The organism is Dorea sp. AGR2135 (assembly GCF_000420885.1).
Classification (GTDB): Bacteria; Bacillota; Clostridia; order Lachnospirales; family Lachnospiraceae; genus Dorea; species Dorea formicigenerans.
In genome coordinates this window covers 86149-110499 of the sequence record NZ_ATVU01000010.1, presented here as the reverse complement: position 1 = coordinate 110499, position 24351 = coordinate 86149, and the positions used below count along the sequence as shown (strand labels likewise).

The window sequence follows — 24351 nt, the reverse complement described above, 5'->3', positions numbered from 1 at the left end:
CAACGATAAGCTTTTTGTGCACATCAATACCACAACATTTGTCGTAAATTTTATCCATACTGGCACCTCCTGGATGAATTTACGGCACGGTACTCTGTCTGTTATCATTTTACTATACGTCCTTTTGCCATAAATGAAAATTCTTCAAGTGGCTGGACAGGTGGTGGTGCAAATGAGAGTACCTGAAATCAGTTTAGGGAACGGGCTACAGGCCCAAAATAAACACGATCTTTGCCGTTATTTTAAATATAAGCGGTAGTAACAACAAATTCAATACCCAATAGTCTGCATAGTTTCATTTATGGTGGTGCCAAGTGTGCGGGCATGGGAGTTTAGGGAGAGAATAGAGTTTGAAACATTTACGAGGAGAAAAGAGATTTTATTATGGTATGACAGTGCTGGTTCTGGTGTTTATTATTGCAGGACTAACAAGTAATCTCGAAGGCGGAGTCCGTGGAAACCGCCAGGAAAAAGAAGCATTTGACCAGAAGCCGGAAGAAGTACAAACGGAACAGGAAAATCAGGGAGAAGAGACGCAGGTAGTGTCTAATCCGAATATCCGGGTTCTTCTTATGACGGATGGATATAAGAATACCATTCATCCGTCTGTGACAGTCAGCTCAACATCTGGACTTTCTATTACGTATGGGGAGACAGTAGAAGAATGCGAAGCGGGGATGGAAGTGACATTTATGCCAGATGACAGCCGTTTTCAAAGTGGGAACATCCGGATCCAGGCAAAAGAAGGGGAGATTACGGTAAATAGCCTGAAGCGTGGATACGGGATTCCTTCTTACCAAGGCATACTGGAGCTTCGGACAACAGCGGAAGGAATTGCGATTATCAATGAACTCCCTGTTGAGAATTATCTGTGCCGGGTCGTGCCCAGCGAAATGCCGTCCGGTTATGAAATAGAAGCGCTGAAAGCGCAGGCAGTCTGTGCCAGAAGTTACGCCTACAGGCAGATGGCAGAATATGGATATCCAGAATATGAAGCTCATGTGGATGACAGTACGAATTATCAGGTCTACGGCAACAGTGCACCGGCAGACAGCGCAGATCTGGCTGTTCAGGAGACGGCAGGACAAGTCGTGCGTCTGGACGGAGAGATTGTGACGACTTATTATTATTCCACTTCTTGCGGAAAGACGACCAGTATGAAAGCATGGGGGAATGAGGAGAATGAAGGAAACCGATATCTTCAGTCTGTAGAAGTAAAAGATGAGAACGGTGATTATGAGAGAAATCTGCCATGGTATCGTTGGGAAGCGAAGATTCCGGCAAAGACTTTATCAAATTTGATTGGGCTAAATACCGGCAAAGATATTGGAACGTTGCAGAATATCAATATTTTGGAAAATGGACCGGGTGGTGTAGTATTAACAATAGAGGCTGTCGGTGACAAAGGTAGTGTAAGAGTCTCAACGGAAAATAAAATCCGGCGTGCTCTTGGAGGAAAAGGATACACAATTATAAAGCAGGACGGTACAAAAGTCAAAAGCAGCAAGCTTCTTCCAAGTGCATTTTTCACAATCAACAAGTCCGGAGATACATTTGTCATAAAGGGCGGCGGGTTCGGACATGGGATTGGCATGAGTCAGACCGGTGCGAATGAAATGGCAAAATGTGGAAAAAACTATCAGGAAATATTGACTTTTTTTTATCAAGGCGTCACCATTGGATAATTGTTCGTAGACAAAATGTATAAAATCGGATAAAATATAAAATTATGTAACTGTTCAGAACAGGCGGTATCACTGGGAAAAGTGGAACGCCGGAACATAAACAAAGCTAGGTAAAAGTGATGAAAAAGATAAAAGAATTATATGATGACATCATGGAGCTGACTGGAGAGATAACGAAAGACCATGTTGGGGCATACGCTGCACAGACAGCATTTTTCTTTATGCTCTGCATGATCCCGATTATATTGTTGTTACTGACTATGGTGCAATATACGCCCGTCACAAAGGCTGATGTCATGACGGCTGTGATTCAGGTATTTCCATCATCGGTAGATTCATTGATTACATCCATTGTCAATCAGGTCTATAATCAGTCATCTGGTATTATCCCGATTACGATCGTGGTAGCACTTTGGTCGGCAGGAAAAGGTGTACTTGCCATGAGTTCAGGACTGAACTGTGTGTATAATTGCCGTGAGACACGTAACTATTTTTTCCTTAGGATAAGAGCAACTGTTTATACAGTAATGTTTATACTCGTTATTATATTTTTACTTGTGTTGTCGGTATTTGGTAACAGCCTGAATATTTTTATTGCTAAGCATGTACCATTTTTAAGAAATATGGCCGACTGGCTGATCCGGGCAAGGAATATTATTACACCGATTGTAATGATTGTATTTTTACTGTTGATATATAAATTCCTTCCTAATAGAAGAGACACATATAAAAGGCAACTTCCGGGAGCAGTATTTTCTACGCTGGGGTGGATGGTCATTTCCTGGGTGTTTTCTGTATATGTGGATGTGTTCCAGGGATTTTCCAGTATGTACGGAAGTCTGACAACGATCATGTTGATCATGATGTGGATGTATTTCTGCATGTATTGCATTTTGATCGGCGGAGAGCTGAATGTGATGTTCGGAGAGAAGATTGATGAGAGTGAGGAAAGATAACAGGATAGTATAACGAAAGGCGTAAAAAAATTAATCCTATAGAAAAAACCTATAGATATATGAAAAGAACTGATTTTACGCAAAATTTTCCTGGTGGTATCATAAAAGGAGATAGTAGATGCCGGGAGGGAGAAGAGATGGAAGAAAAAATAAATCTGAATGTCTGTTACAGAAAAGCATTTGAAGCATTAGGGAGTACTGGTTCTGTGCAGAAATTTACAGATTATATTACAGAATATGCGCCGGTTGTTTTGATTGTTCTGGACATTGGAGGCAAGATACTTGCAATGTCTCATAAAGGAGAATATAATGAAACACTGTTGCCGGAAGGTATGGACAGCAAACGAAGAGTAGAATTGATTTCACAGATGATCGAATATCGCTCGAAAGAGTCAAGGGGCAAATCCATGCTCATTCATGTATCGGAAGAATATTATGCTGTGAATGAAATTGTAGTTAAAGGAGATGCAGAAGGTTTCGTTATATCTATTCTGGATGCAGGAATTTATAATGCAAAAGATGCAGAGGAAACATGGATTCAGATGAATGATATTGTCTGTCAGGGACTTGGAATGTTAATGGAGCGTCAGGAACAACATTCTCATTCTCATATATCGACAATACGTCGTGTGATTGCCCGGTTATTATTTGAAGGTGAGGGGAAGCAGCTTCTGAATGGAACGAATGATATATATAACGAATATGTTGTTGCCCCATTTCGAGTAGCAGTTGTACGTACAGAAGTTTATAATAGTCTGCAACTTCAAAAGGCGGCTAATTATGTAAGTGATGTATATGAAAATGTGTTTGTTTATATAGAGGAGCAGTATGCTTGTCTTCTTTTCACAGATATACATACAGAAGAATGCAGAGACAAGATTTGTAAAGTTATGGATAACATGTGTGAAAAATATAAGCTGTTATGTTGTCTAAGCGGGAGCTTTAATGAGATTGAATTGATTGATAAGAAACGATTTATGTGTCAGAAAGCACTGGAGATTGCGCATGAACAGGAACCGGATAAAAGAAGTTTTCGTGAAGAAGATTATTATGTCCAGATAGTCTGTTCTTGTGCATTGCCTTATATTGGACATGCGAGATATCTGGAGCGTGAACTTACTGAACTAGCCAGCGAAGATGAGGCAAAGGAAACAAAATTCTATGAGACATTAAAGCAATACTTGCTTGTGGGTAATAATGTAAGTATGGCAGCAAAGAAAATGTTTATACATAGGAATACAATGATTTATAGACTTTCCAAAATTAATGAGATTTTGGGAGTGGATATTAATGAGCCGGGAATTGCTCATAAGATTTTAATTAGTATACTCCTGCGGGAACAGGAGAAAGAGGAGAAGTAGAGAATGGAGATTATCAAGGATTTGCCGGAAATCTTCGATGAGTTTGAAGACAAGAAAAAACAGTCATTTTTGAAGGTAAAAGAATATAAAGAAAAGCAGATTCCGATAATCGGTGCATATTGTTCGTTTTTTCCAAGAGAAATTGCAGTTGCCATGGGAGCAATTCCTGTGGGGCTATGTTCTTCAGCGAATGAAACAGTAGAGCTCGCTGAAACGGTATTGCCAAAGAATGTATGTCCATTAATCAAATCTAGCTATGGTTATGCCATATCTGATCGGTGTCCTTATTTTCATTTTGCGGATTTGGTTGTGGGAGAAACAACATGTGACGGCAAGAAAAAAATGTACGAATTGATGTCTGAGTTTAAAGAAGTTTATGTTATGGAATTGCCGAATACACAGTCAGAAGGCGGACTTAGATTCTGGCGGGAAGAGATTATCCGGTTTAAAGAATTTCTGGAAGAATATTTTCAGGTAGTAATTACAGAGAATGATATTCGACGTGCAATTGTATCACAGAATAAGCGAAGAGAAGCATTGAAGAGATTTTATGGACTGATGAAGCTGGAACCAGTTCCAATGTCAGGACTGGAACTTGGTAAGGTGCTTTATGGTTCGAAATATCAATTTGGTCAGGAAGAGATGACAAAGGAGTTAAATGAATTGTCAGATCGTATTCTGGAAGAATATGAGAAAGGTCGTCAGCTAGAAAAGAGACCGAGAATCCTGATTACCGGCTGCCCTATGGGCGAAGATACAAATAAAATCGTAGAGGCAATTGAGAATAACGGCGGAGTTGTAGTCGGTTTTGAAAACTGTACTGGAGCGAATGCAGTAGAGCGTATGGTAGATGAAGATGATCCGGATGTTTATGGTGCAATTGCAAGAAAGTATTTTAGCATAGGCTGTGCAATTATGACACCGAACAATAATCGTATCCATCTTCTTGGAGAAATGATTGATGACTATCATGCAGATGGGGTAGTTGAGATGATATTATCGGGCTGTCATTCTGTGGAAATGGAATCCATCAGTGTGAAGAATTTCGTGAATGAAGAAAAGCACTTGCCATATCTGGCTGTAGTGACAGACTATTCGAAAGGTGATGTAGGACAATTAAATACACGACTGGCAGCATTTGTAGAAATGATTCGTAAATAATTACAATTGACAAGGGTGCATTTATCAAATATAGATAGATGCACCCTGTTTTTGTGCAGATATAACATATGTCTATAAAGATAAATATAGATATAAACAATAAAAGAACGATTATATAGATACAATCAATAAAATATACAAAAACGAATGGGATAAATTGTGCATGATGCACAATTAAAACAAGAAAGATTGGAATTATAAATGAAGAAATTATTGAGAAAATTGTATAAAATAGGAAAAGTAATTTAGAAGGAGGAAAAAACGTTGATTGAGATAAAAAATCTGAAAAAGTTATGGGAAGACGATGGAAGCTCCGTTCTGGAAGGTATCAACCTGACAATTGAAGACGGAGATATTTATGCGTTAGTAGGTCGAAGTGGCGCAGGAAAATCTACACTTCTTCGCTGCATCAACGGTCTGACATCTTATCAGGAAGGAAGCCTGAAGGTTGACGGATGTGAGATCAAAGATTTGAAAGATAAAGAATTACGAGAATTCAGACGGCATGTTGGAATGATTTTTCAGCAGTTTTCACTACTTGAACGAGAGACGGTATATAAGAATGTCGCTCTTCCAATGCAGTGCTGGAAATATCCGAAAGACCAGATTGATAAAAAAGTAAGAGAACTTCTGGAACTGGTTGGTCTTGGAGATAAGATGAATGCAAAACCGAGAAATTTAAGTGGTGGACAAAAGCAACGTGTTGCAGTTGCAAGAGCATTGACTATGGATCCGAAGATTTTGCTTTGTGATGAGGCTACTTCAGCACTGGATCCGAAGACGACGAATTCAATTCTGGATCTGTTGATGGAAATTAATCAGAAACTTGGAATCACAGTTATCATTGTAACACATCAGATGGAAGTTGTAAGAAAAGCGTGTAATAAAGCATGCATTCTGGAAAATGGCAAGATTGCAGATGAAGGTACTGTAAAAGAAATCTTTATTAAACAGCCACAGTCACTGAGAAGGTTATTGGGCGAAGAAGAAGAAAAACTTCCGGATACAGGACACAATATTCAGATTTCATATCTGGTAAAGGACATGAAAGATGGAGAATTGTTCAGTACGATGACATCAGAACTTCAGTATGTATTTCCGATTGTGAATGGTTTGATTCAGGATTATCAGGGAGATCAGATGGGAATATTTGTAATCAATATTGATGATGAACATTTAGGTGTAGTTACAGATTACCTGAATCAAAAAGGAATTAAATGGCGCGAACTTTCAGGTGAGCAGGGAGAGACGGAGGTGAATGAATAATGTCTTTCACTAATTATACTTTTACACAGATTTGTCAGATGTTAGTAGTTCCGGCGTTTTTTGCAACACTTAAAATGCTGTTGATTTCAGGAGTTTTATCTACGATTTTCGGATTTGTGTTTGGAGTTATTTTGATTCTGACTGAAAAAGGCGGGCTTTGTCAGAATGTTGTGATTAATCGTATTCTGGATTTTCTTGTAAATACGATACGTTCATTTCCATTTATTATTTTGATGATTTCTATCATTCCATTTACAAGATTAATTGTTGGAACATCAATCGGAGAAACAGCAGCGCTCGTACCGCTGACTGTAGCATGTACTCCGTTTATGGCGAGAATTTTCCAGAACAGTTTTAAAGAAGTAGATCCAGCTTTAATTGAAGCTGCACAGTCTTTTGGAGCATCAAAAAGTCAGATTGTATTCAAGGTCATGTTAAAAGAAGCAGTTCCATCTATTATTTCAGGACTTTGTCTTGCGATTATTAATCTGCTTGGCTGTACAGCAATGGCAGGAGCAGTTGGAGCGGGGGGTCTTGGAGCAGTAGCTCTTACATATGGTTACCAGAACTTTAATAAGCAGATTATGTACACGATTTGTGTTGTTCTGATTATTCTTGTTGCGATTATTCAGTACTTTGGTGATTGGATTTATAAGAAATTAAAATAAAAACGGGGACGCCTGTTTTTATATAAAAACTAAAAAACAAACAGGAGAATTATTAAGGAGAAAAAGAAAAATGAAGAAAAAGTTAATTAGTGTATTACTTACATTAGCAGTAGCTGGAACAATGTTAGCTGGCTGTGGAAACTCAAAAGCAGATGACACAAAGAGTGAGGCTGACAGCAGCACAGAGAAAAAAGATATCACAATCGGAGTTCGTGCTGATATGGTAAATCAGTATGCTGCAGTAGAGGATAAACTGAAAGAACTTGGATACAATGTTCAGTCAAAAGTATTTGATGACAGTGTACAGCCAGATGTAGCATTAGCAGAAGGAAGCATTGACTGTAACTGGTATCAGCATGAGCCATACCTTAAGAGTTACAACGAAAAGAATGGAACCAATCTGGTTATGGTAGAGCCAAAGACATTTTATCCATTATTCGCAATGTATTCTGATAAATGGGATTCAGTAGATGAGCTTCCAGATGGAGCTACAATCGGACTTTGCAACGATGCAACAAACCAGGCAAGAGGACTGCATCTGTTAGAGTCTCAGGGACTGATCACATTAGATGATTCTGTAGAGAGTCCGACAATGTATGACGTAAAAGAGAATCCACATAACTTCAAATTCATCGAAGCTGAGATGTCTGTATTACCACAGTCTATCAAAGACGTTGATGCAATTTGCCTTGCAGCAGGACATATGGTAAATGCAGGACTTTCTGCAGATGGATATCTTTGCCAGTCTGATGACAATGACACATATGCTGTAGGATTTGCAGTTCGTGCAGAGGACAAAGATGCACAGTGGATCAAAGACATTGCAGAAGCTGTTCAGTGTGATGAACTTGCAGAGTACTTTAAGACAGAGAAACAGGGAACACAGATTCCTTGCTGGGAGTAAGAAGATAGTTCTATGGAATTAGCCGGAATGACGATGTACAAAACTCTTGTGATGACGATACTTGCGATTGTCGGGGGATTCTGTTATCAGCTATTGCTTTTTTCCTGATCTGGTGTATCTGCAAATGGGTCGTTCGAAAATTGGATAAAGATTATGCAGTTGTGGAATTAGTTGCATTGATGTATTCTAATTGTGGATTTATCGGAATACCGATGGCACAGGGGATTTTTGAGGCACAAGGAGTTTTTTATATGACTGCCTATGTAGATAACAGTACCATTTTCTATGTTGTTCTGTTAGAAGAAAGAGGTAAGAAAAGATGGAATTAGTAAAACTTGAGATGACGCCAAAAGAAAGGAAGATAGCTTACGCAAGAGGAGAAGAGGTGGACCGTATTCCGACGTCTTTAAGTGCAGGAGAGACAGCTCCTCCGTTATATGGGATTCCCATTCGTGATTATTATTTTTCAGCAGATGCCATGGTGGAAGTAGAAAGCCGTCTGGCAGAAGATTTTCAGGCAGATAATATGGGGATGGGACTGGGACTTCGGACGCTGGTAGAAGCACTCGGAACAAAGCTCGAGTATCCGGAGCACAGCGTTTCTTATATTGAAAAGCCGGCACTGGAAACCTTTGATGACCTGGACCATATGGAGCTTATTAATGTTGAAAAAGATGGAAGATTTCCTATCATAATAGAAGCATTTGAAAGACTTCAGGAAAAATATGGAAAAGAACGCGGAATTGGTAGTGGACTTGCAGGACCATTTACAACAGCTGCAAGTTTGATTGGAACTGAAACATTCTTAAAGGGTACGGTCAAACATAAAGAACAGGCCCACAAATTATTGCAGTATAGTACAGACTGTGTTGTAAAATGTTGTGAAGATCTTCATCGTAAACTAGGAATTGGGTTTACACTTTCTGAACCAATGGGCTCCAGAGATTTACTTAGTAAACGACAGTTTAAAGAATTTTTTGTCCCTTATATAAAACAGGCAGTAGAGCGTATGAACAAATTTCAGGGTTCAACTGGAATTCATATCTGTGGACATACCAGGGATCGCTGGGAAGAAGTTATTGGCACAGGAGTCAGTGGATTTTGGGTAGATAACTGTGAGAGTATTCAGGAATTGAAGGAATGCTATGGCGATAAGGTTGCAATCAGTGGAAATGTGCCACCTGTAGATGTATTGAAAAATGGAACATTTGAAGAAATTGACCAGGCAATTAAGAAATGTATTATTGAAGCTGGAGACAATCCGAGAGGATATAATCTCTGTCCTGGATGTACCACTCCGGTAGATACGACGAAGGAAAACATGATTGCATTTATGAATGCAGCTGCAAAGTATGGACGTGGTGCAAGAAAAGGTTATATGCCAAGAGGTATTACAGAGTTATAAGCAGTCGTGTTGAATATTATTTTGTACAGTAAGATAATGTTGTAGCCGGAAACACTCAACTATCATATATGTGATAATAAGTAGAAGAGGTACGAAAAGTATGAGAACGAGTGTGGCAGGTCCGATTTCAACAGCTATAGCAGTCAGGCCAGTTGAAAAGGTTCTTCGCCATACGAGAAAGAATCCGGAAATGTTCCGCCAATCGAAGTGATGAAAGATGGATCGATTGATGATGTCATTGAGGCATGTAAAGACTGCCTGAGAAAATGTGGAGATAATCCAAAAGGTTACATTTTGAATACAGGATGTCAGCTCCCGATTGGTACACCGAAAAGAAATGTAGAGGCATTTATCTATGCGGCAAGAAAATACGGTCGTGGTGCGCAGTTAGGAAAGCTTCCGAAAGGTATTCTGGAAGATTAAAATATGTAATTTGTGCAAATGAAGCGACAAAAATGATATTTTGAGGCAAAAAAGGGACACCGTGTTTCGCAGTTGGGGACGTAGTATTTTGAAAGTTTGCTACGTCCCCAACTAATCAAAAAATGCATAATTTTCCACATGAACTTGCAAAAAACTGGTTGATGAATCAGAATAAGGTATGATATAATTTTATATCAGAGAAAAGGCATTGTCTTATGACAGTGCTTTTTTGGGGTAAAATATAACGGGGAAATGAAATCAAGTAAAGAGAGGTTAAAATCATGAAACAAAAGAAAAAAATGTCTTTGGCAATGCAGATTTTTATCGCATTGGTTCTTGCAATTGTAGTAGGACTTCTGATGCAGAGTCATGCAGAATTTGCAGAGAGTTACATTAAGCCGTTTGGAACAATTTTTCTGAACCTTGTAAAGTTCATCGTAGTTCCAATCGTATTATTCTCCATTATGTGTGGGATTATCTCCATGCAGGATATTAAAAAAGTGGGAGCAATTGGTTTAAAGACCGTTGTATACTATATGTGTACAACCGCATTTGCAATCACATTTGGATTGATTGGAGGAAATCTGTTCAAAGGAATGTTCCCGGTCGTTGCAACAACAGACTTGACTTATGAAGCAACAGAGTCGGTATCATTTATGGATACAATTGTGAATATTTTCCCATCCAATTTTATTGCACCGATGTCTGAGTCCAATATGCTTCAGGTAATTGTGATGTCAGTATTGTTCGGATTTGCGATTATTCTGATTGGACCGGAGAAAAATCCACGTTTGATCCAGGGGTGTAATGATCTGAATGATATGTTTATGAAATGTATGGAGATGATCTTAAGATTATCTCCAATCGGAGTATTCTGTCTGTTGTGCCCGGTTATTGCAGTAAATGGTCCGATGATCATCGGTTCACTGGCAATGGTGCTCTTAGCAGCGTATGTCTGCTACATTATACATGCAGTTGTTGTATATTCATTAGCAGTAAAGACAATGGGCGGTATGAGTCCGATCGCATTCTTTAAAGGAATGCTTCCGGCAATGATGTTTGCATTTTCCAGTGCTTCTTCCGTAGGAACACTTCCAATCAATATGGAGTGTGTAGAGAACATGGGAGCATCAAAAGAAGTGACTTCATTTGTGCTTCCGCTTGGAGCAACAATTAACATGGATGGAACTGCAATTTATCAGGGAGTATGTGCAATCTTTATCGCGTCCTGTTATGGAATCAACCTGACACTTCCACAGATGCTGACGATTATTCTGACTGCAACACTGGCATCTATCGGAACAGCAGGTGTGCCGGGATCTGGAATGGTTATGCTGGCAATGGTACTTACATCTGTAGGACTTCCAGTAGATGGAATCGCTCTTGTAGCCGGAGTGGATCGTATCTTTGATATGGGACGTACAACAGTAAACATCACAGGTGATGCAAGCTGCTGCATGGTTGTCACAAATCTTGAGAAAAAGAAAGCATTAAGAAAAAAATAAGTATGTAGTTTCGCAAGTAGGAATGTAGAGCCATTCTTAATGATGTACACTTGGTTTTTATGAGTTTATTCTTTTTAGGAATTCCATGAAGACTGAGTGTATTTTATTTGGAAAAACGATAATTGGGTAGATATATCAATATTATTTATTTGAAATAAGCGTGCTTAATAATTATACTGGATGCAGAAGACTATATTAGTGATGGATTTGACATTTAAAAGGGAATCTGGTGAGAATCCAGGGCAGCCTATTCTACTGTAAGATGGACGAAGCTTCAACGGAGTCACTGGTATTTATATCTGCAACAGAACAGCAGTAATATAAGCCGGGAAGAGGAAAGCAGAGGATGAAATCAAGCCAGGAAACCTGCTATATAGGAATTGGGATTTTCGGTAGGGAAAAGAACAGACACTTCGTTTTATTTTCCCTGCCTTTTTTAGTGGAAAAATATTTTATACTGATCGTTCATGACAGTGATAGAAGTTATAGTGTATAAAATCCAGGGGGAATATTGAGAAACTTATTGTTTGCATGTATAATACGAGGAGGAGATTTATGCACGAATTAGACCAGATGACACCGAATCAAAGACTGAATGCTTTTATGACAGGACAATCGATGGATCGAATGCTTGCAATGCCGGTCATAGTATCTATGTCAGGCGATGTATGTGGGATGACTCATCGCGAGAAAAGAAGCTCACCGGAGAATGAGGCAAAGTGTCAGATTGAAGCGTACAAAAGATTTGGTAATGACCTTGCAGTCATTGAATACGGGCTTCACATGGTAGGAGTTGGGCTTGGGGGAACGACCAATGATCCGGAGTTTCAGACACCTGCAATCGCAACGTATCCGCTTGAAAGTTTGGATGATATTGACAAGCTGGATCCGGAATGTCTGAAAAAAGAAAATGATCCGCACCTAAGACATTGTCTGGAGGCATGCCACATTGTAAAAGAAGAAATTGGTGATGAAGTACCGGTCGGGGTTCTGATTACTGGGCCATATACAGCTGCCACAAGCTGTTATCCAGCAGAGAAGCTGTTCCGTGCCATGAGGAAATCACCAGAAAAGGTTCACAGACTTGTGCAGTTTACAACAGATTGTCTTATCGATATTTATAAAGAGTTCATTCAAGAAGGGGTATTGATCTTACAATGTGATCCACTCGCTTCTGGCACAATCTTGAGAAAGAGTCAGTATCAGGAGTTTGTGCTTCCGTATGCAAAAAAAGTAAATCAGGCAATTCATGATGCAGGAGGAATGGTCTGCTATCATATATGTGGGGATACGACCAAAACAATTGATGACATGGCAGATGCAGGAAGTGATATGATCAGTGTGGACAATGTCGTTGATTTGGAGCATGTAAAAAATACAGCAGGGCAGAAGATGCCGATTCTTGGAAATGTGGCACCGGTCGACTATTTTATTCAGGGAACAAAGGAAGAAATGGATGCAGCTGTAAAGAGGTGTTTGCAGAAAGCATGGGATTCACCGAATGGTTATATTCTTGCCTCTGGATGTGATCTTTCCGGTCAGGTAAAATTGGAGAATATTGAAGCGTTTATGAATGAAGCAAGAAAGTATGGGAAATGGCCATTAGATCCTAAGAACTTTGAGTAAAATGTGTCGGAAAGATAATCTGCCAAATTTGAATAAAAAGATATAAAATCAGAAAACTAATCTGATGGAGGTAGATAAAAAGGACATGGTTGTTCAGATCATATCTGGATTTCGAGGATCCGGAAAAACAACATTCTTAAATCAATGGATAGAACAGGTAAAGGGAAAGACTGCGGTAATTCAAAATGATTTTGGTGCACAGGCAGTTGACCGGGAAAATGCAGAAGGCAGCTTGATCTATGAAGAAATCGGTGAGGGCTGTATTTGCTGTGGGATGGCACTTGAGTTTGAAGAAAAGATGCGCCGGATTGCCATGGAAGATTGCCCGGACAGAATTTTTATAGAAGCATCTGGATTTGGAAAACTGTCTGATGTCGTGAAAGTATGTACGCAGCTAAAAGAGAAGGAACATCTTGAGATGGTGATTGGACCGAATGTTACAGTTGTAGACATTGGCATGGTGGAGGCATATGCCTCCGGACTGGGAGAATTTTATGTAGACCAGATTGAACATGCAGATGTGATTCTGGTCAATAATATTGATTCAGACGATGTGGAACCGGAGGAAATAGAAGAAGGCTGGAAAGCGCTGGAACGACTGAATACGAAAGCGTTGAAAAGTGAAGATGCACGGGAAGTATTAAAAAGTGTAATGGAATCCGGAAACGTAGATCAAAATCTTCAGATAGAAGGAGATACGCTTATAAAATATCTTGGAGCTGACGCATTTGTAGAAGTGCCGGATGGTATCCGGATCATCGCAGACAGTGCTTTTGAGTATTGCATGGAAGTGCAGGAAGTGCATTTGCCAGATTCAGTGGAACGAATCGGAAAGCATGCCTTTCAGGGGAGTGGAATCAAAAAGATACATTTACCGGAAAGCATAAAAACAATCGACATTTATGCTTTCAGCGGAACACCTCTGGAATATATGGAATTACCGGAGAATTTGCAGAAACTTGGGCACAGTGCATTCCGTTATTGCAGGATGTTAAAAAAAGCGAAGTTTCCAGAACATTTGGTGGAGATTCCACATGATACATTCAATGATTGTGGAAAACTGCGGGAAGTAATACTGCCGCATGATACAGAAGTGATTGGGGCTCATGCATTTTCCGGGTGCGCGGCTCTGGAACAGGTGGATTTACCGGAGAGTGTGAAGCGAATGGAAGAAGGTGCTTTTGTGACTTGTGTCAGTCTGGAGAAAGTACATTTGCCAAAAGGACTGGAAGTGGTAGAACGCAAGGTGTTTTACCGGTGTACGAATTTAAAAGAACTTCATTTCCCAAAACGGGTGACAGAGTTTGGCAAAGGCATTTTTTCACAATGTTCTGCATTAAAACGAGTGTATATAGAAGGAAACCCGGTGGATGAAGAAGTGTTTCAGGACTGGGATATGTGGACAACTTGCTATGACATGGAAGAAATCATTGCACCGAATATGAGGATTACGAGATTTGCAAAAGAATGGAGAATGTGGGCGGCAGCAGGACTTGCAGATTACCTGGTAGAACAGGGAGATGTAAGAAGTGAAATCCTTGATTCTTATGTGAAGGATCTGAAAGAAAACCGGAGTTCCTATGAAGTCCTTTTATTAGAAAATAAAAAGTTATTACAGTTTTTCATTCATTACAATTTATTGGCGGAACAGGCAGTGAACAGACTTCTGGATCAGTCACTGCAAAAATCTGACATGGAGATCCGTAGCATGCTGTTGAATTATCAGAATGAAATCCAAAATGAGGATAAGAAGGAGGAGACGGGCAGCCAGCTTGATCAGCTTCTGGCAGCGTTGTCATAATATTTATGAATATTAGGGAAGCAAAAGAGCAGATTGAACATGCGGTAAAATTGTATCTGGAAAAGGATGAAAAAGGCAGATATATAATTCCGACAGAAAAGCAGCGTCCGGTATTTTTGATGGGAGCGCCGGGAATCGGTAAAACTGCAATTATGGAGCAGGTTGCGCAGGAACTTGGAGTAGCACTTGTGTCTTACACGATGACACATCACACAAGGCAGAGTGCACTGGGACTTCCATACATTGTAGAAAAGGAGTATGGTGGAGAAAAATTTCAGGTATCTGAGTATACGATGAGTGAGATTATTGCAGCGGTTTATGAAGTGATGGAGGACACGGGGATACGTGAAGGAATCCTTTTTCTGGATGAGATTAATTGTGTATCTGAGACTTTGGCGCCGGCGATGCTTCAGTTCTTACAGTACAAGACATTTGGACAGCACAAAGTGCCTGAGGGCTGGATTATCGTAACAGCAGGGAATCCGCCAGAATACAATCATTCTGTGAGGGAATTCGATATTGCGTCCTGGGACCGCGTAAAGAGAATGGATGTAGAGCCTGATTATAGTGTCTGGAAAACATATGCTTATGAGCAGGGGATGCACCCGGCAATCCTGACTTATCTGGATCTGAAGAAAGATGCATTTTATTCCGTGGAAAATACAGTGGATGGAAAGCATTTTGTGACAGCAAGAGGCTGGGAAGATTTAAGTCAGATCATGTGTCTGAGTGAAAAGAAGAATCTGCCTGTGGATCTGAATCTGATCAGCCAGTACGTGCAGGACGAGCAGATTGCCCGTGACTTTACAATTTATTATGATTTGTTCAAAAAATATAAAAATGATTATCAGGTGGACCGTATCTTATTCGGCATTCCATCAGAGCAAGTAAGACAGAGGGCGATGAAAGCATCTTTTGATGAGAGGATTTCTTTCCTTGGTCTTTTGATGGATGGAATTACGGATACTGTTAAAGAGACAATGGAGATGCAAAATGCATTGTTTGTATTTGGGGATTGCCTGAAAAAGATAAAAGCAGATGTGGAAAAAGGCCGAGACCTTGTTTCTTGTATCGAACAACAAAAAGAATGTTTAATGGAACAAGAAAAACAGAAAAAACGTGCCGGTAATTTATCCCGTGCCCAGGTGTGGGAAGATGACCGTGTGCTTGTTTATCTGGAAGAATGCCGGGAAAAAGCAGGCATACGGACTCCGGATGAAAGAGATTTTGTAATTCTCAGAGATTATTTTGCCCAGTTGACAGAAAGCTTTCAAGAGCAGACAAGAAAAGCATCGGGGTGTCTGTCCAACTCATTTTACTTTTGCGAAGATGTGTTTGAAGAAGGACAGGAGATTCTTGTATTTGTGACAGAACTTACGGAAAATGAATATACGGCCAGATTTATCAGTCAGTATGGATGTCGGGAGTATTTTAAACATAATAAGAATTTGATGTTCTACGAGAGACAGAAAAATCTTATGGATCAGATTCAAAATCTGGGGCTTGATCAGGTGTAATATTTATGTGTGTGGAAATAATAAAAGTGGCTTCAGAAGTTCTGAACTTTAGCAGACAGAGAACGTTGGTCAATATGAGGTTTCTGGAACCGGCAATTCGGATGCTGACGGAGAGTCCCTCTAAATGTATGCGTAATCGTTCATATGGTATGGGAACAGATGGAAAAAATCTTTACTATAATCCAGAATACGTACTGAGAGCATATCAAAAAGAGAAAGGTTTCGTCAGCAGAATGTATTTGCATTTAGTTGTGCATGGAATATTCAGACATTTCTTTGTAAATCCACAGATCGAGCAAAGAAAATGGGATCTTGCATGCGATATGGCAACAGAATATATCATCGAAAGCTGGAAACTGGACTTTGCAGACATTAGTGCCGGGGCAGATGAAAAGCGGGAACTTGACCGCATCCGGAAAAATGTGGGACTTATGAATGCGGAAAAGATTTATGGATATCTGAAAAAGACGAAAGAGTCAGAAATAGACTGGCTGGAGAAAATTTTCCGTCGGGATGACCATAGCTTCTGGTATCCCGAAACAAAAAACAGGAATGATGTAATCCAGGTGAAATCAGGGCAGGTGAATCAGAACCGGGAGGTCATGTTCTCAAATCAAAAATTGGAAGAGCTGTGGAAGCAGGCTGCGAAAAAGATTCAGGTGGATCTTGAGACATTTATGAAAAGCCGGAGTGGTGAAACCGGTGATTTTTTGGTGAATTTAAAGCTTGCGAACAGAAAGAAGCAGGACTATAGTGCATTCTTAAGAAAGTTCAACAGGCTTGGGGAACGTATGAAGATCAATGATGAGGAATTTGATTATAATTTCTATACTTATGGAATGCAACTGTATGGAAATATGCCGCTGATCGAGCCGTTGGAGTACAAGGATGTCCGGGTAGTGAAAACATTTGTGACTGTGATTGATACTTCAGGGTCAGTGGAGGAAGAAAAACTTCGGAGATTTCTGGAAAAAACATACCAGATATTGAAAAGTGGGCAGAAAAGCGAAGACAGAGTGAATTTCCATCTGATCCAGTGTGATGCGTTGGTTCAGAAGGATGTGAAGATTACATCAGAGAAAGAACTGGAGCAGGTGATGGAAGACTTGACACTTTATGGCCGGGGAGGAACTGATTTCAGACCGGCATTTGAGTATATAGAAGAACTTCGAAAAAACGGAGAACTTACGAACTTGAATGGAATGCTGTATTTTACAGATGGAATGGGTGTTTATCCGAGAAAAAAACCAGAGTATCCAGTGGCATTTATATATGATAGTGAAGTTTTGGATAAGATTCCGGAAGTGCCGGCCTGGGCGATTCGTTATCTGATGGATGACATATAGAAAGGATAAATGTCTGTACGAATATATGGAAGTACTCAATTTGAAGATACGTGTAATTAATGTTAAAATGTATCAAGATAAAATACGTCAAGAGATGAGAATGTCAGGAAAAAACAGCTTGCGGGCTATGAGGTATTTTCTAACAAAATAAAAATTTAGATTATGGAGGATTCATAGTATGGCATCTAAAGAAGAATTATTAGCAAAATTATCAGAGTGTGTAGTAGAGATGGAAGATGAGGAAGTCGTAGACGTTGCGAAAGAATATATTGAGGACGGATATCCGGCGTTTGACGGAATTATGGAAGGTCTTGTAGATGGTATGAACAAGGCCAGTGAGCTTTACGATGCAGAAGAGTATTTTGTAACAGATGTACTTCTTTGCTCTGATGCGATGTATGCGGGACTGGATGTACTTCGTCCGCATCTGGAAAATACAGATGATCAGACAAAGAAAAAAGCAGTTATTGGTGTTGTGGAAGGAGATACTCATGACATCGGTAAAAACCTGGTAAAGATTATGATGGAGACAGCAGGATTCGAGATGTATGATCTTGGACGAGATGTTCCGCTTGACCAGTTTATTGAGAAGGCAAAGGAGGTAGATGCAGATCTGATCTGTATGTCCACACTGATGACGACAACTATGGGTGGAATGCAGACAGTTATAGAGAAATTAAAAGACCAGGGAATCCGTGATAAGTTCAAAGTTATGGTCGGAGGAAGCCCGATTTCCAAAAAATTTGCGGACGATATCGGAGCAGAGGGATATTCTGTGAATGCGGTTGAAGCTGTAAAAGTTGCGAAAGAGCTGACAGGAATTGCCTAGATAGAAAAGACAAAAGCTGTACTGGAAACGGTCTGAAAAGGTATAGGCCAGGCTAAATATAAAAGAATCCGAATAAGAATTCGAAAAAGGAGCTGGGGATTTATGGATGCAAAAGAACGAATTAGGAAAGCCATGCATCAGGAGCCGACAGACAGACCGCCATGTATCTGTCCCGGTGGAATGATGAATATGATAACGACAGATCTGATGGATGAGGCAAATGTAAGTTGGCCGGAGGCACATCTGAATGCCAGAATGATGGCAGATCTGGCAGAAGCTAATTATGAAAAAGGCTGCTTTGAAAATGTAGGTGTTCCATTCTGCATGACGATTGAGGCAGAAGCTATGGGGGCTCAGGTGACTATGGGCAGTAAGATTTATGAGCCGCATGTAACGGGATATGCGATCAATTCGGTCACAGAGTGGGAGACTATTACACCGATGAGTATGGAGGAAGGAAGAGCAAAGGTTGTGCTGGATGCAATCCGTATTCTGAAATCCAGAAACTTAGATGTACCGATTATCGGAAATATTACGGGACCGGTCAGCACAGCAAGTTCCGTTATGGAGCCGGTTATTTTTTATAAAGAGCTTCGCAAGAAAAAAGAAGAAGCACACCGTTACATGCAGTTTGTGACTGATGAGATCATAAAGTTTGCAAGAGCACAGATTGATGCCGGCGCAGATATCATTGCCATTTCCGATCCAAGTGGAACAGGAGAAATTTTGGGACCGAAGCTTTTTGAGGAGTATACGGTCAAATATAATAATATGATCTGGGATGCTCTTCAGAAAGAAACCATGGGAAAAATCATGCATATTTGCGGACAGATGAAAAATGTATATCCGCAGGCAGAACTGATACATTCTGACGTACTTAGTTTCGATTCCTGCGTATCTATGCGTGAGGCACGCGAACATTTAAAAAAGCACGCTCTGATGGGAAATGTCAGTACATGGACGCTGGAGTTTGGACAGCCTGAGAAGGTAGAGCAGCTTGCAGTAAAATGTTGGAGAGACGGTTCTAATATCATTTCTCCGGCATGCGGACTTGGAACGAAGTCACCACTGACCAATATTCAGGCAATCCGTCATGGAATTATGGAGGAAGCAGCTAATGTATAAATTACGTATCGTTCAGTCTGGCAAGGAATACGATTATGAACCGGGAGCAAGCCTTCTGGAAATCTTGCTGGCGCAGAACATATTTATTGATAATCCGTGTAATGGAAAAGGAGTATGTGGAAAGTGTAAAGTACGCATCGTATCAGGAGAAGCAGGGGAAGTATCTTCTACAGAATTACGTTTTTTAAAACCAGAAGAAGTAAAAAGTGGTGTGCGTCTTTCCTGTATGGTTCATCCACAGTGTGATCTGGAAGTAGAGCTGATGCAGAAAGAGCGCAAGCATGAAGTTCTATCAAAAGGATATGTGCCAAAATTCGAAAAAGACCTGGATATTGTCAAACAGATTGTGAATATACATAAGCCGCTTTTGACAGACCAGACACCATTTGAAGATCAGATTAAAGAACAACTTTCGGATGTGGAATTTCCATTTTCTGTATTGCGTGGATTCTGTTTCAAAGAAGGAAGTTACACGGCAGTTATCCATCGTGAAAAAGACGGCAAAAAAGTGCTGATGAATCTGGAAGAGGGGGATACTACAGATTCTATGTATGGAATCGCAATAGATATCGGAACAACAACCGTTGTTACAGCACTGATTGATATGCTGACCGGAAAAGAACTGGCGGATTCCTCTATGATCAATGCACAGAAGCATTTTGGGCTGGATGTCCTGACTCGTATTACTTATGAGATGGAGCATCCCAAGGAGGGGGTACAGGCACTTAAGGAAGCAATCGTTGCTTCCATCAATGAGATGATCGCAGATGTCTGTGGACAGACCGGAGTGAAGAAAGAACAGATTTACGAGGTCTCTGTAGGAGCGAACTGTACGATGATGCATATGCTTCTTGGTGTAGATGCACTGTCCATTGGAAAATCACCGTATGCACCAATGTTTGTAAAGGCAAAGGATATTGAAGCAGAGGAGATTGGTATTCATGCATCCAGAGGGGCAAGACTTTATTGTCTGCCGTCAGTATCATCTTATATCGGAGCAGATATTGTGGCAGGAGTTTATGTCTGTGAGCTTCATAAGGCAGATGAAAATGTTCTGTTTATTGATATCGGAACGAATGGAGAGATTGTATTTTCAGCTCATGGAAGATTACTTTCCTGTTCCTGTGCCGCAGGTCCGGCACTGGAAGGTATGAACATCAGCTCAGGTATGCGTGCGGCAGAGGGAGCTATTGAAGATGTTGAAATTAAGGAAGATGGCGTAAAGCTGAAAATTATCGGCAATGCCGATCCAATCGGTGTCTGTGGAAGCGGTATTCTGGCAGTGGTAAAAGAATTGGTAAGAACCGGACTTGTAAGAAAAGACGGCGCATTTATCAAGTTGAAGAATCTGGAAGAGACAGATTATCGTTACCCAATGATTGAGATGGATGGTATGAAACGTCAGTTTAAGATGACGGAAGACCTTAAGATCACTCAGGGAGATGTCCGACAGGTACAGCTTGCAAAAGGAGCCATTCTGTCTGGCTTCTATGCACTTCTTAAGAAGGCAGGAAAAGAGATGAGTGAGCTTGACAAGGTTATGATCGCAGGACAATTTGGAGCACATCTTCCGGCAGACAGCCTCATTGGAACAGGAATTCTTCCGGCAGAAGTGAAAGATAAACTTGTCTATGTCGGTAACTCTTCCAAGACCGGAGCTTATATGGCGCTCTTATCCGGTCAGGTGAAGCGAGAGATGGAAGAACTGGCTCATCATATGGATTATATGGAACTTGGTGCAACAGAAGGCTATGAGAGATTATTTGCCGATTGCCTTATGTTTCCGGAAGTTCACTAAAAATTGAAGAAACGAATGAGATAGGAAGTACCCGAATAAAGCGAGAAAATCCAATCTTGGTTATGCGAAGAGGTAATGTTAAAAATATGGGAGATATAAAAGATTTTAATTGTACATATGATAATTCAGCAGGAATTCGTTCAGAAGTGACAGAAGGACTGGGACTAACATTTCCGGATGCATACACACACTGTGATACAATGGTGACTCTTTCAAAAGTGTTGAAAGAGAAAGATAAAGCAGTTATATGTGAACTTCCATTTTGCCATACATTAGAGGCAGAGGCTATGGGAGGAATTATAAATCTTGGAAATGAGATTGCCGGTCCGAGAGCTGGAGGATATGTCTGTACAGATGTAGAAGAAATATTAAATCTGCCGGACATGGATTTCACGAAAAATCGGATTCAAGAGACTCTTCTTGCATGTAAAAAACTTCGTGAAGAAGGAGAACATGTTGTATTCGAAGTGGCAGGACCATTTACAATTCTCAATGTACTGATCGATGCAAGATATGTGTTCAAGGGAATGCGAAAAAAACCGGAAGTGATGGAAAAGGTCTTCTGGAAACTGGGAGGTCAGATTTTGAAATATATGGAACTGGTGAAAGAGTACGGGGGAGATTTGATCAGCTATGCAGATTCTTCTGGCGGAGTGAATATTCTGGGACCGAAGATGATGGAAGCTGTTACGGTGAATTTTACGTACCCATTCTTGAAGAAAGTAGAGCAGCTTGCCGATGATAAGACTATGATTTTGCTCTGCCCGAAAACGACACTCGCTCTTATTGGAACAGAAAAAGCGAAGTTTGTGGATTATCAGTTAGAAGAGCCAATCGGATATGCACAGGCCTGCATTCATATGATCGGAAAAGCACATTTTGCCGGACAGATGTGTATTAAGAATGTTGGCTATCAGCTGAATCAGGGGATTTTTAAAGAAGTAAAGTTATTGTAGTTAGTGGATTTTGTTTAACAGCATATTTATGAAATGTCAAAAGGACAGCCGATGTGAAAAAACACATGGCTGTCCTTTCTTGGTAAATTAGACGAATTTATAAAGCTACTTACGTCTGTATATCAGCTGGGAGATGACCCCCACCTTTATAGGGATGCCACTGAAAAAGTCCTTATTTTGCGCAAAGTAGCACAATATAAAGTATATTTATATGTTTTGCACTACTATATATTGTATGTAAAAACAGTTTTTCAATGGCGTCTTATAGGTGGTGAGAAACAAGCTGGTATCAGTGGTGGGAGTCAATCCCTCAGCTGATATAGCCTCCGGCAGGGCGCACATTGTCCGGTGGACAATGGTTTTGCGCCGACCGAAACGGAGTGTAGACTTGCAGAGGTGCGCAGTAGAAGTATGTCATGCAATTGCATGACGCGCACCTCGCAGCAAGAATGCCGAGGCATTCTTGAACTAATGAAACGAGATAGCATGTAAAAATTACATTTATCAAAAGTTCTACAGATTTAAGAAAAGTTTAAGTAATAATTGATTGTATAGAAGATGTTGAATATGTTATGATATACTCACTTCAAACATTCGAAAAAGATCAAGTTAATTTAAGAGCAGTTCTGCTCTGATCATACGGACAGATTCGCCCGATATTCCATGTTTGAAAAAATAACTATAAATGGTATAATATCAGGAGAAAAGTGTATGGAGAGAACCGAAAACTTAATCATGCAGGAAGACAGATGGAAGCCATTAAAGGAGATGAATCTCACGGACGATTTTCTATTTGATGTGGCAACCGCGGAACTGGAAAATTGCAAGACAATTATCGAATTATCTACTGGTTTGCGATTAAAAAGCCTCAAGTGGAAAGAAGGTCAGAAGGTTATTCACAATATTCCGGGAAAACGTGGAATCCGAATGGATTTTGTCGCAGAATCTGAAGATGGTCGCGTTTTTGATGTAGAGATGCAGAATCGGAAGGAAGGAAATATTCCAAAACGAACCAGATTCTATCAGGCATTGATGGACGCACCAATGTTGAAAAGCGGTGAAAAAGGTTTTGATAAGCTAAAACCGCTGTTTATTATTGTAATCTGTGACTATGATCCATATGGAATGAAGAAGTATTGCTATACGTTTGAAAGTCGCTGCAAGGAACAGCCGGATTTATTACTTGGAGATGAGGTTACAAAATTATTTCTCAGTACAAAAGGGGAAAATGAAGATGAAGTATCGAAAGAATTAGTGGATTTTCTTCATTATATTACTGAGAGTAATGAACATGGACTTCCAGAGGAATGTGATGAAAGACTTCGCCGTCTGCATGAGAGTATACAGGAGATAAAAACAAGTACAAGTGTGGAGGTCGAGTATATGAAGATGGAAGAAAGAGAAAGACTGGTAAAAGAAGAGGCAATAGAGCGAGGTTTAAGAGAAGGGAGAATACGAGGAAGAGAGGAAGGAAGAAAAGAAGGAGAACGTATAGGGGAAGAACGGCTTGCCAATTTATTAATGAAGCTTTCAAAGCAGAATCGTCAGGAAGATAGTATTAAGGCGTTGGAGGATTTGGAATATCGTAAGAAATTGTATGAGGAATTTGGCGTATAAATTGAAAAAAGAAGCTTCTATGGGAGAAATCCTGTGGAAGCTTTTTAAGCATATCACTGAAGTATAATGAATTGTAATAAAGCCCCAGTTTCATTGACTTTCTTAAGTCTAAATGTTATATTTGTTATGGAAAATTATGAAGAACGTTCGGTGCTGTTTCATTGTGAGAACAGGTAAAAGGGAAACAGGTGAGAAGCCTGTACGAACTCGTCACTGTAAATAGATATGTAGAATCATAGGCTGCGGATAATCTGACAAGGCAGCTCATCCACTGGAAAACTGGGAAGGAGATTTTATGTGAACTCTATAAGTCAGGAAACCTGCCGGTCGTTGGTACATGGAATGAGAATTCCAGGTCACGAGTAATTGATTGTACCGAAAGTTTTATAAAACGAAAATATT

The 24351-nt window shown here is 40.1% G+C and carries 19 protein-coding genes, 1 pseudogene and 2 riboswitches; all 20 genes and pseudogenes read left to right on the top strand.

The genetic code is table 11. The features are described from left to right. The first annotated feature begins 389 nt into the window (after positions 1-389). The 20 genes and pseudogenes from G593_RS0108410 to G593_RS0108305 all read left to right on the top strand — a co-directional run bounded on the left by G593_RS0108410 (position 390) and on the right by G593_RS0108305 (position 23949). Positions 390-1685 carry a SpoIID/LytB domain-containing protein gene (locus tag G593_RS0108410; RefSeq protein WP_044994286.1) on the top strand — a complete coding sequence of 432 codons (1296 nt, stop codon included), beginning with the start codon at positions 390-392 and terminating at the stop codon, positions 1683-1685. Between the two features lie 119 nt (positions 1686-1804). Beyond that, complete coding sequence (locus G593_RS0108405; RefSeq protein ID WP_029731391.1) at positions 1805-2641, top strand: YihY/virulence factor BrkB family protein; 837 nt, start codon at positions 1805-1807, stop codon at positions 2639-2641. 137 nt (positions 2642-2778) lie between these two features. Continuing rightward, a complete protein-coding gene (locus G593_RS0108400) occupies positions 2779-4002 on the top strand; it encodes a helix-turn-helix domain-containing protein (protein ID WP_022278473.1) in 1224 nt (407 codons plus the stop codon). Positions 4003-4005: 3 nt separating this feature from the next. After that, entirely contained in the window at positions 4006-5163 is a 1158-nt protein-coding gene (locus G593_RS0108395; protein WP_029731390.1) for a double-cubane-cluster-containing anaerobic reductase, read from the top strand. Positions 5164-5427: 264 nt separating this feature from the next. Next, positions 5428-6429, top strand: coding sequence for a methionine ABC transporter ATP-binding protein (locus G593_RS0108390; RefSeq protein WP_005338700.1), 1002 nt, complete (start codon positions 5428-5430; stop codon positions 6427-6429). Next, the gene (locus G593_RS0108385; protein WP_005338701.1) at positions 6429-7097 is read left to right on the top strand and encodes a methionine ABC transporter permease; all 669 of its coding nucleotides are present in this window, start codon (positions 6429-6431) and stop codon (positions 7095-7097) included. Before G593_RS0108390 ends, G593_RS0108385 begins: the two co-directional genes overlap by 1 nt. 70 nt (positions 7098-7167) lie before the next feature. Then, positions 7168-8001 (top strand): MetQ/NlpA family ABC transporter substrate-binding protein, encoded by an 834-nt coding sequence (locus tag G593_RS0108380; protein ID WP_029731389.1) that lies wholly within the window; start codon positions 7168-7170, stop codon positions 7999-8001. 140 nt (positions 8002-8141) lie between these two features. Beyond that, the gene (locus G593_RS20795; RefSeq protein ID WP_029731388.1) at positions 8142-8330 is read left to right on the top strand and encodes a hypothetical protein; all 189 of its coding nucleotides are present in this window, start codon (positions 8142-8144) and stop codon (positions 8328-8330) included. Continuing rightward, positions 8321-9406, top strand: coding sequence for a uroporphyrinogen decarboxylase family protein (locus G593_RS0108365; RefSeq protein WP_029731386.1), 1086 nt, complete (start codon positions 8321-8323; stop codon positions 9404-9406). Before G593_RS20795 ends, G593_RS0108365 begins: the two co-directional genes overlap by 10 nt. Positions 9407-9604: 198 nt before the next feature. Further along, positions 9605-9829, top strand: a pseudogene (locus G593_RS0108355) (uroporphyrinogen decarboxylase family protein); the annotation flags it as partial. A 281-nt stretch (positions 9830-10110) separates the two neighbouring features. Continuing rightward, complete coding sequence (locus tag G593_RS0108350) at positions 10111-11334, top strand: dicarboxylate/amino acid:cation symporter (RefSeq protein ID WP_029731385.1); 1224 nt, start codon at positions 10111-10113, stop codon at positions 11332-11334. Between the two features lie 178 nt (positions 11335-11512). After that, positions 11513-11722: riboswitch (cobalamin riboswitch) on the top strand. 167 nt (positions 11723-11889) lie between these two features. After that, positions 11890-12960 carry a uroporphyrinogen decarboxylase family protein gene (locus G593_RS0108345; RefSeq protein WP_029731384.1) on the top strand — a complete coding sequence of 357 codons (1071 nt, stop codon included), beginning with the start codon at positions 11890-11892 and terminating at the stop codon, positions 12958-12960. 64 nt (positions 12961-13024) lie between these two features. Further along, a complete protein-coding gene (locus G593_RS0108340; protein ID WP_029731383.1) occupies positions 13025-14761 on the top strand; it encodes a leucine-rich repeat protein in 1737 nt (578 codons plus the stop codon). A 5-nt stretch (positions 14762-14766) separates the two neighbouring features. Then, positions 14767-16278, top strand: a complete 1512-nt coding sequence (locus tag G593_RS0108335) for an ATP-binding protein (protein WP_029731382.1) — start codon at positions 14767-14769, stop codon at positions 16276-16278. Between the two features lie 26 nt (positions 16279-16304). Beyond that, positions 16305-17624, top strand: coding sequence for a vWA domain-containing protein (locus tag G593_RS0108330; RefSeq protein ID WP_242827068.1), 1320 nt, complete (start codon positions 16305-16307; stop codon positions 17622-17624). 178 nt (positions 17625-17802) lie between these two features. Next, positions 17803-18453 carry a corrinoid protein gene (locus G593_RS0108325; RefSeq protein ID WP_029731380.1) on the top strand — a complete coding sequence of 217 codons (651 nt, stop codon included), beginning with the start codon at positions 17803-17805 and terminating at the stop codon, positions 18451-18453. 102 nt (positions 18454-18555) lie between these two features. Continuing rightward, positions 18556-19578, top strand: coding sequence for a methylcobamide--CoM methyltransferase (locus tag G593_RS0108320; RefSeq protein ID WP_005334161.1), 1023 nt, complete (start codon positions 18556-18558; stop codon positions 19576-19578). Continuing rightward, on the top strand, positions 19571-21376 hold the full coding sequence (locus tag G593_RS0108315) for an ASKHA domain-containing protein (protein ID WP_029731378.1): 1806 nt from the start codon (positions 19571-19573) through the stop codon (positions 21374-21376). The genes G593_RS0108320 and G593_RS0108315 overlap by 8 nt, the downstream gene beginning before the upstream one ends. Before the next feature lie 86 nt (positions 21377-21462). Further along, positions 21463-22332, top strand: coding sequence for a methylcobamide--CoM methyltransferase (locus tag G593_RS0108310; protein WP_029731377.1), 870 nt, complete (start codon positions 21463-21465; stop codon positions 22330-22332). Between the two features lie 711 nt (positions 22333-23043). Continuing rightward, positions 23044-23949: an Rpn family recombination-promoting nuclease/putative transposase gene (locus G593_RS0108305; RefSeq protein ID WP_044994276.1), complete on the top strand. Its 906-nt coding sequence runs from the start codon at positions 23044-23046 to the stop codon at positions 23947-23949. 131 nt (positions 23950-24080) lie between these two features. Continuing rightward, positions 24081-24291, top strand: a riboswitch (cobalamin riboswitch). The last annotated feature ends 60 nt before the right edge of the window (positions 24292-24351 follow it).

Coding starts and splice junctions, on each gene's coding strand:
- G593_RS0108335 (WP_029731382.1), top strand. CDS start 14,767: ATGAATATTAGGGAAGCAAAAGAGCAGATTGAACATGCGGTAAAATTG.
- G593_RS0108345 (WP_029731384.1), top strand. CDS start 11,890: ATGCACGAATTAGACCAGATGACACCGAATCAAAGACTGAATGCTTTT.
- G593_RS0108410 (WP_044994286.1), top strand. CDS start 390: ATGACAGTGCTGGTTCTGGTGTTTATTATTGCAGGACTAACAAGTAAT.
- G593_RS0108365 (WP_029731386.1), top strand. CDS start 8,321: ATGGAATTAGTAAAACTTGAGATGACGCCAAAAGAAAGGAAGATAGCT.
- G593_RS0108385 (WP_005338701.1), top strand. CDS start 6,429: ATGTCTTTCACTAATTATACTTTTACACAGATTTGTCAGATGTTAGTA.
- G593_RS0108305 (WP_044994276.1), top strand. CDS start 23,044: ATGGAGAGAACCGAAAACTTAATCATGCAGGAAGACAGATGGAAGCCA.
- G593_RS0108340 (WP_029731383.1), top strand. CDS start 13,025: ATGGAGGTAGATAAAAAGGACATGGTTGTTCAGATCATATCTGGATTT.
- G593_RS0108405 (WP_029731391.1), top strand. CDS start 1,805: ATGAAAAAGATAAAAGAATTATATGATGACATCATGGAGCTGACTGGA.
- G593_RS0108320 (WP_005334161.1), top strand. CDS start 18,556: ATGGATGCAAAAGAACGAATTAGGAAAGCCATGCATCAGGAGCCGACA.
- G593_RS0108395 (WP_029731390.1), top strand. CDS start 4,006: ATGGAGATTATCAAGGATTTGCCGGAAATCTTCGATGAGTTTGAAGAC.
- G593_RS0108400 (WP_022278473.1), top strand. CDS start 2,779: ATGGAAGAAAAAATAAATCTGAATGTCTGTTACAGAAAAGCATTTGAA.
- G593_RS0108380 (WP_029731389.1), top strand. CDS start 7,168: ATGAAGAAAAAGTTAATTAGTGTATTACTTACATTAGCAGTAGCTGGA.
- G593_RS0108350 (WP_029731385.1), top strand. CDS start 10,111: ATGAAACAAAAGAAAAAAATGTCTTTGGCAATGCAGATTTTTATCGCA.
- G593_RS0108310 (WP_029731377.1), top strand. CDS start 21,463: ATGGGAGATATAAAAGATTTTAATTGTACATATGATAATTCAGCAGGA.
- G593_RS0108325 (WP_029731380.1), top strand. CDS start 17,803: ATGGCATCTAAAGAAGAATTATTAGCAAAATTATCAGAGTGTGTAGTA.
- G593_RS0108315 (WP_029731378.1), top strand. CDS start 19,571: ATGTATAAATTACGTATCGTTCAGTCTGGCAAGGAATACGATTATGAA.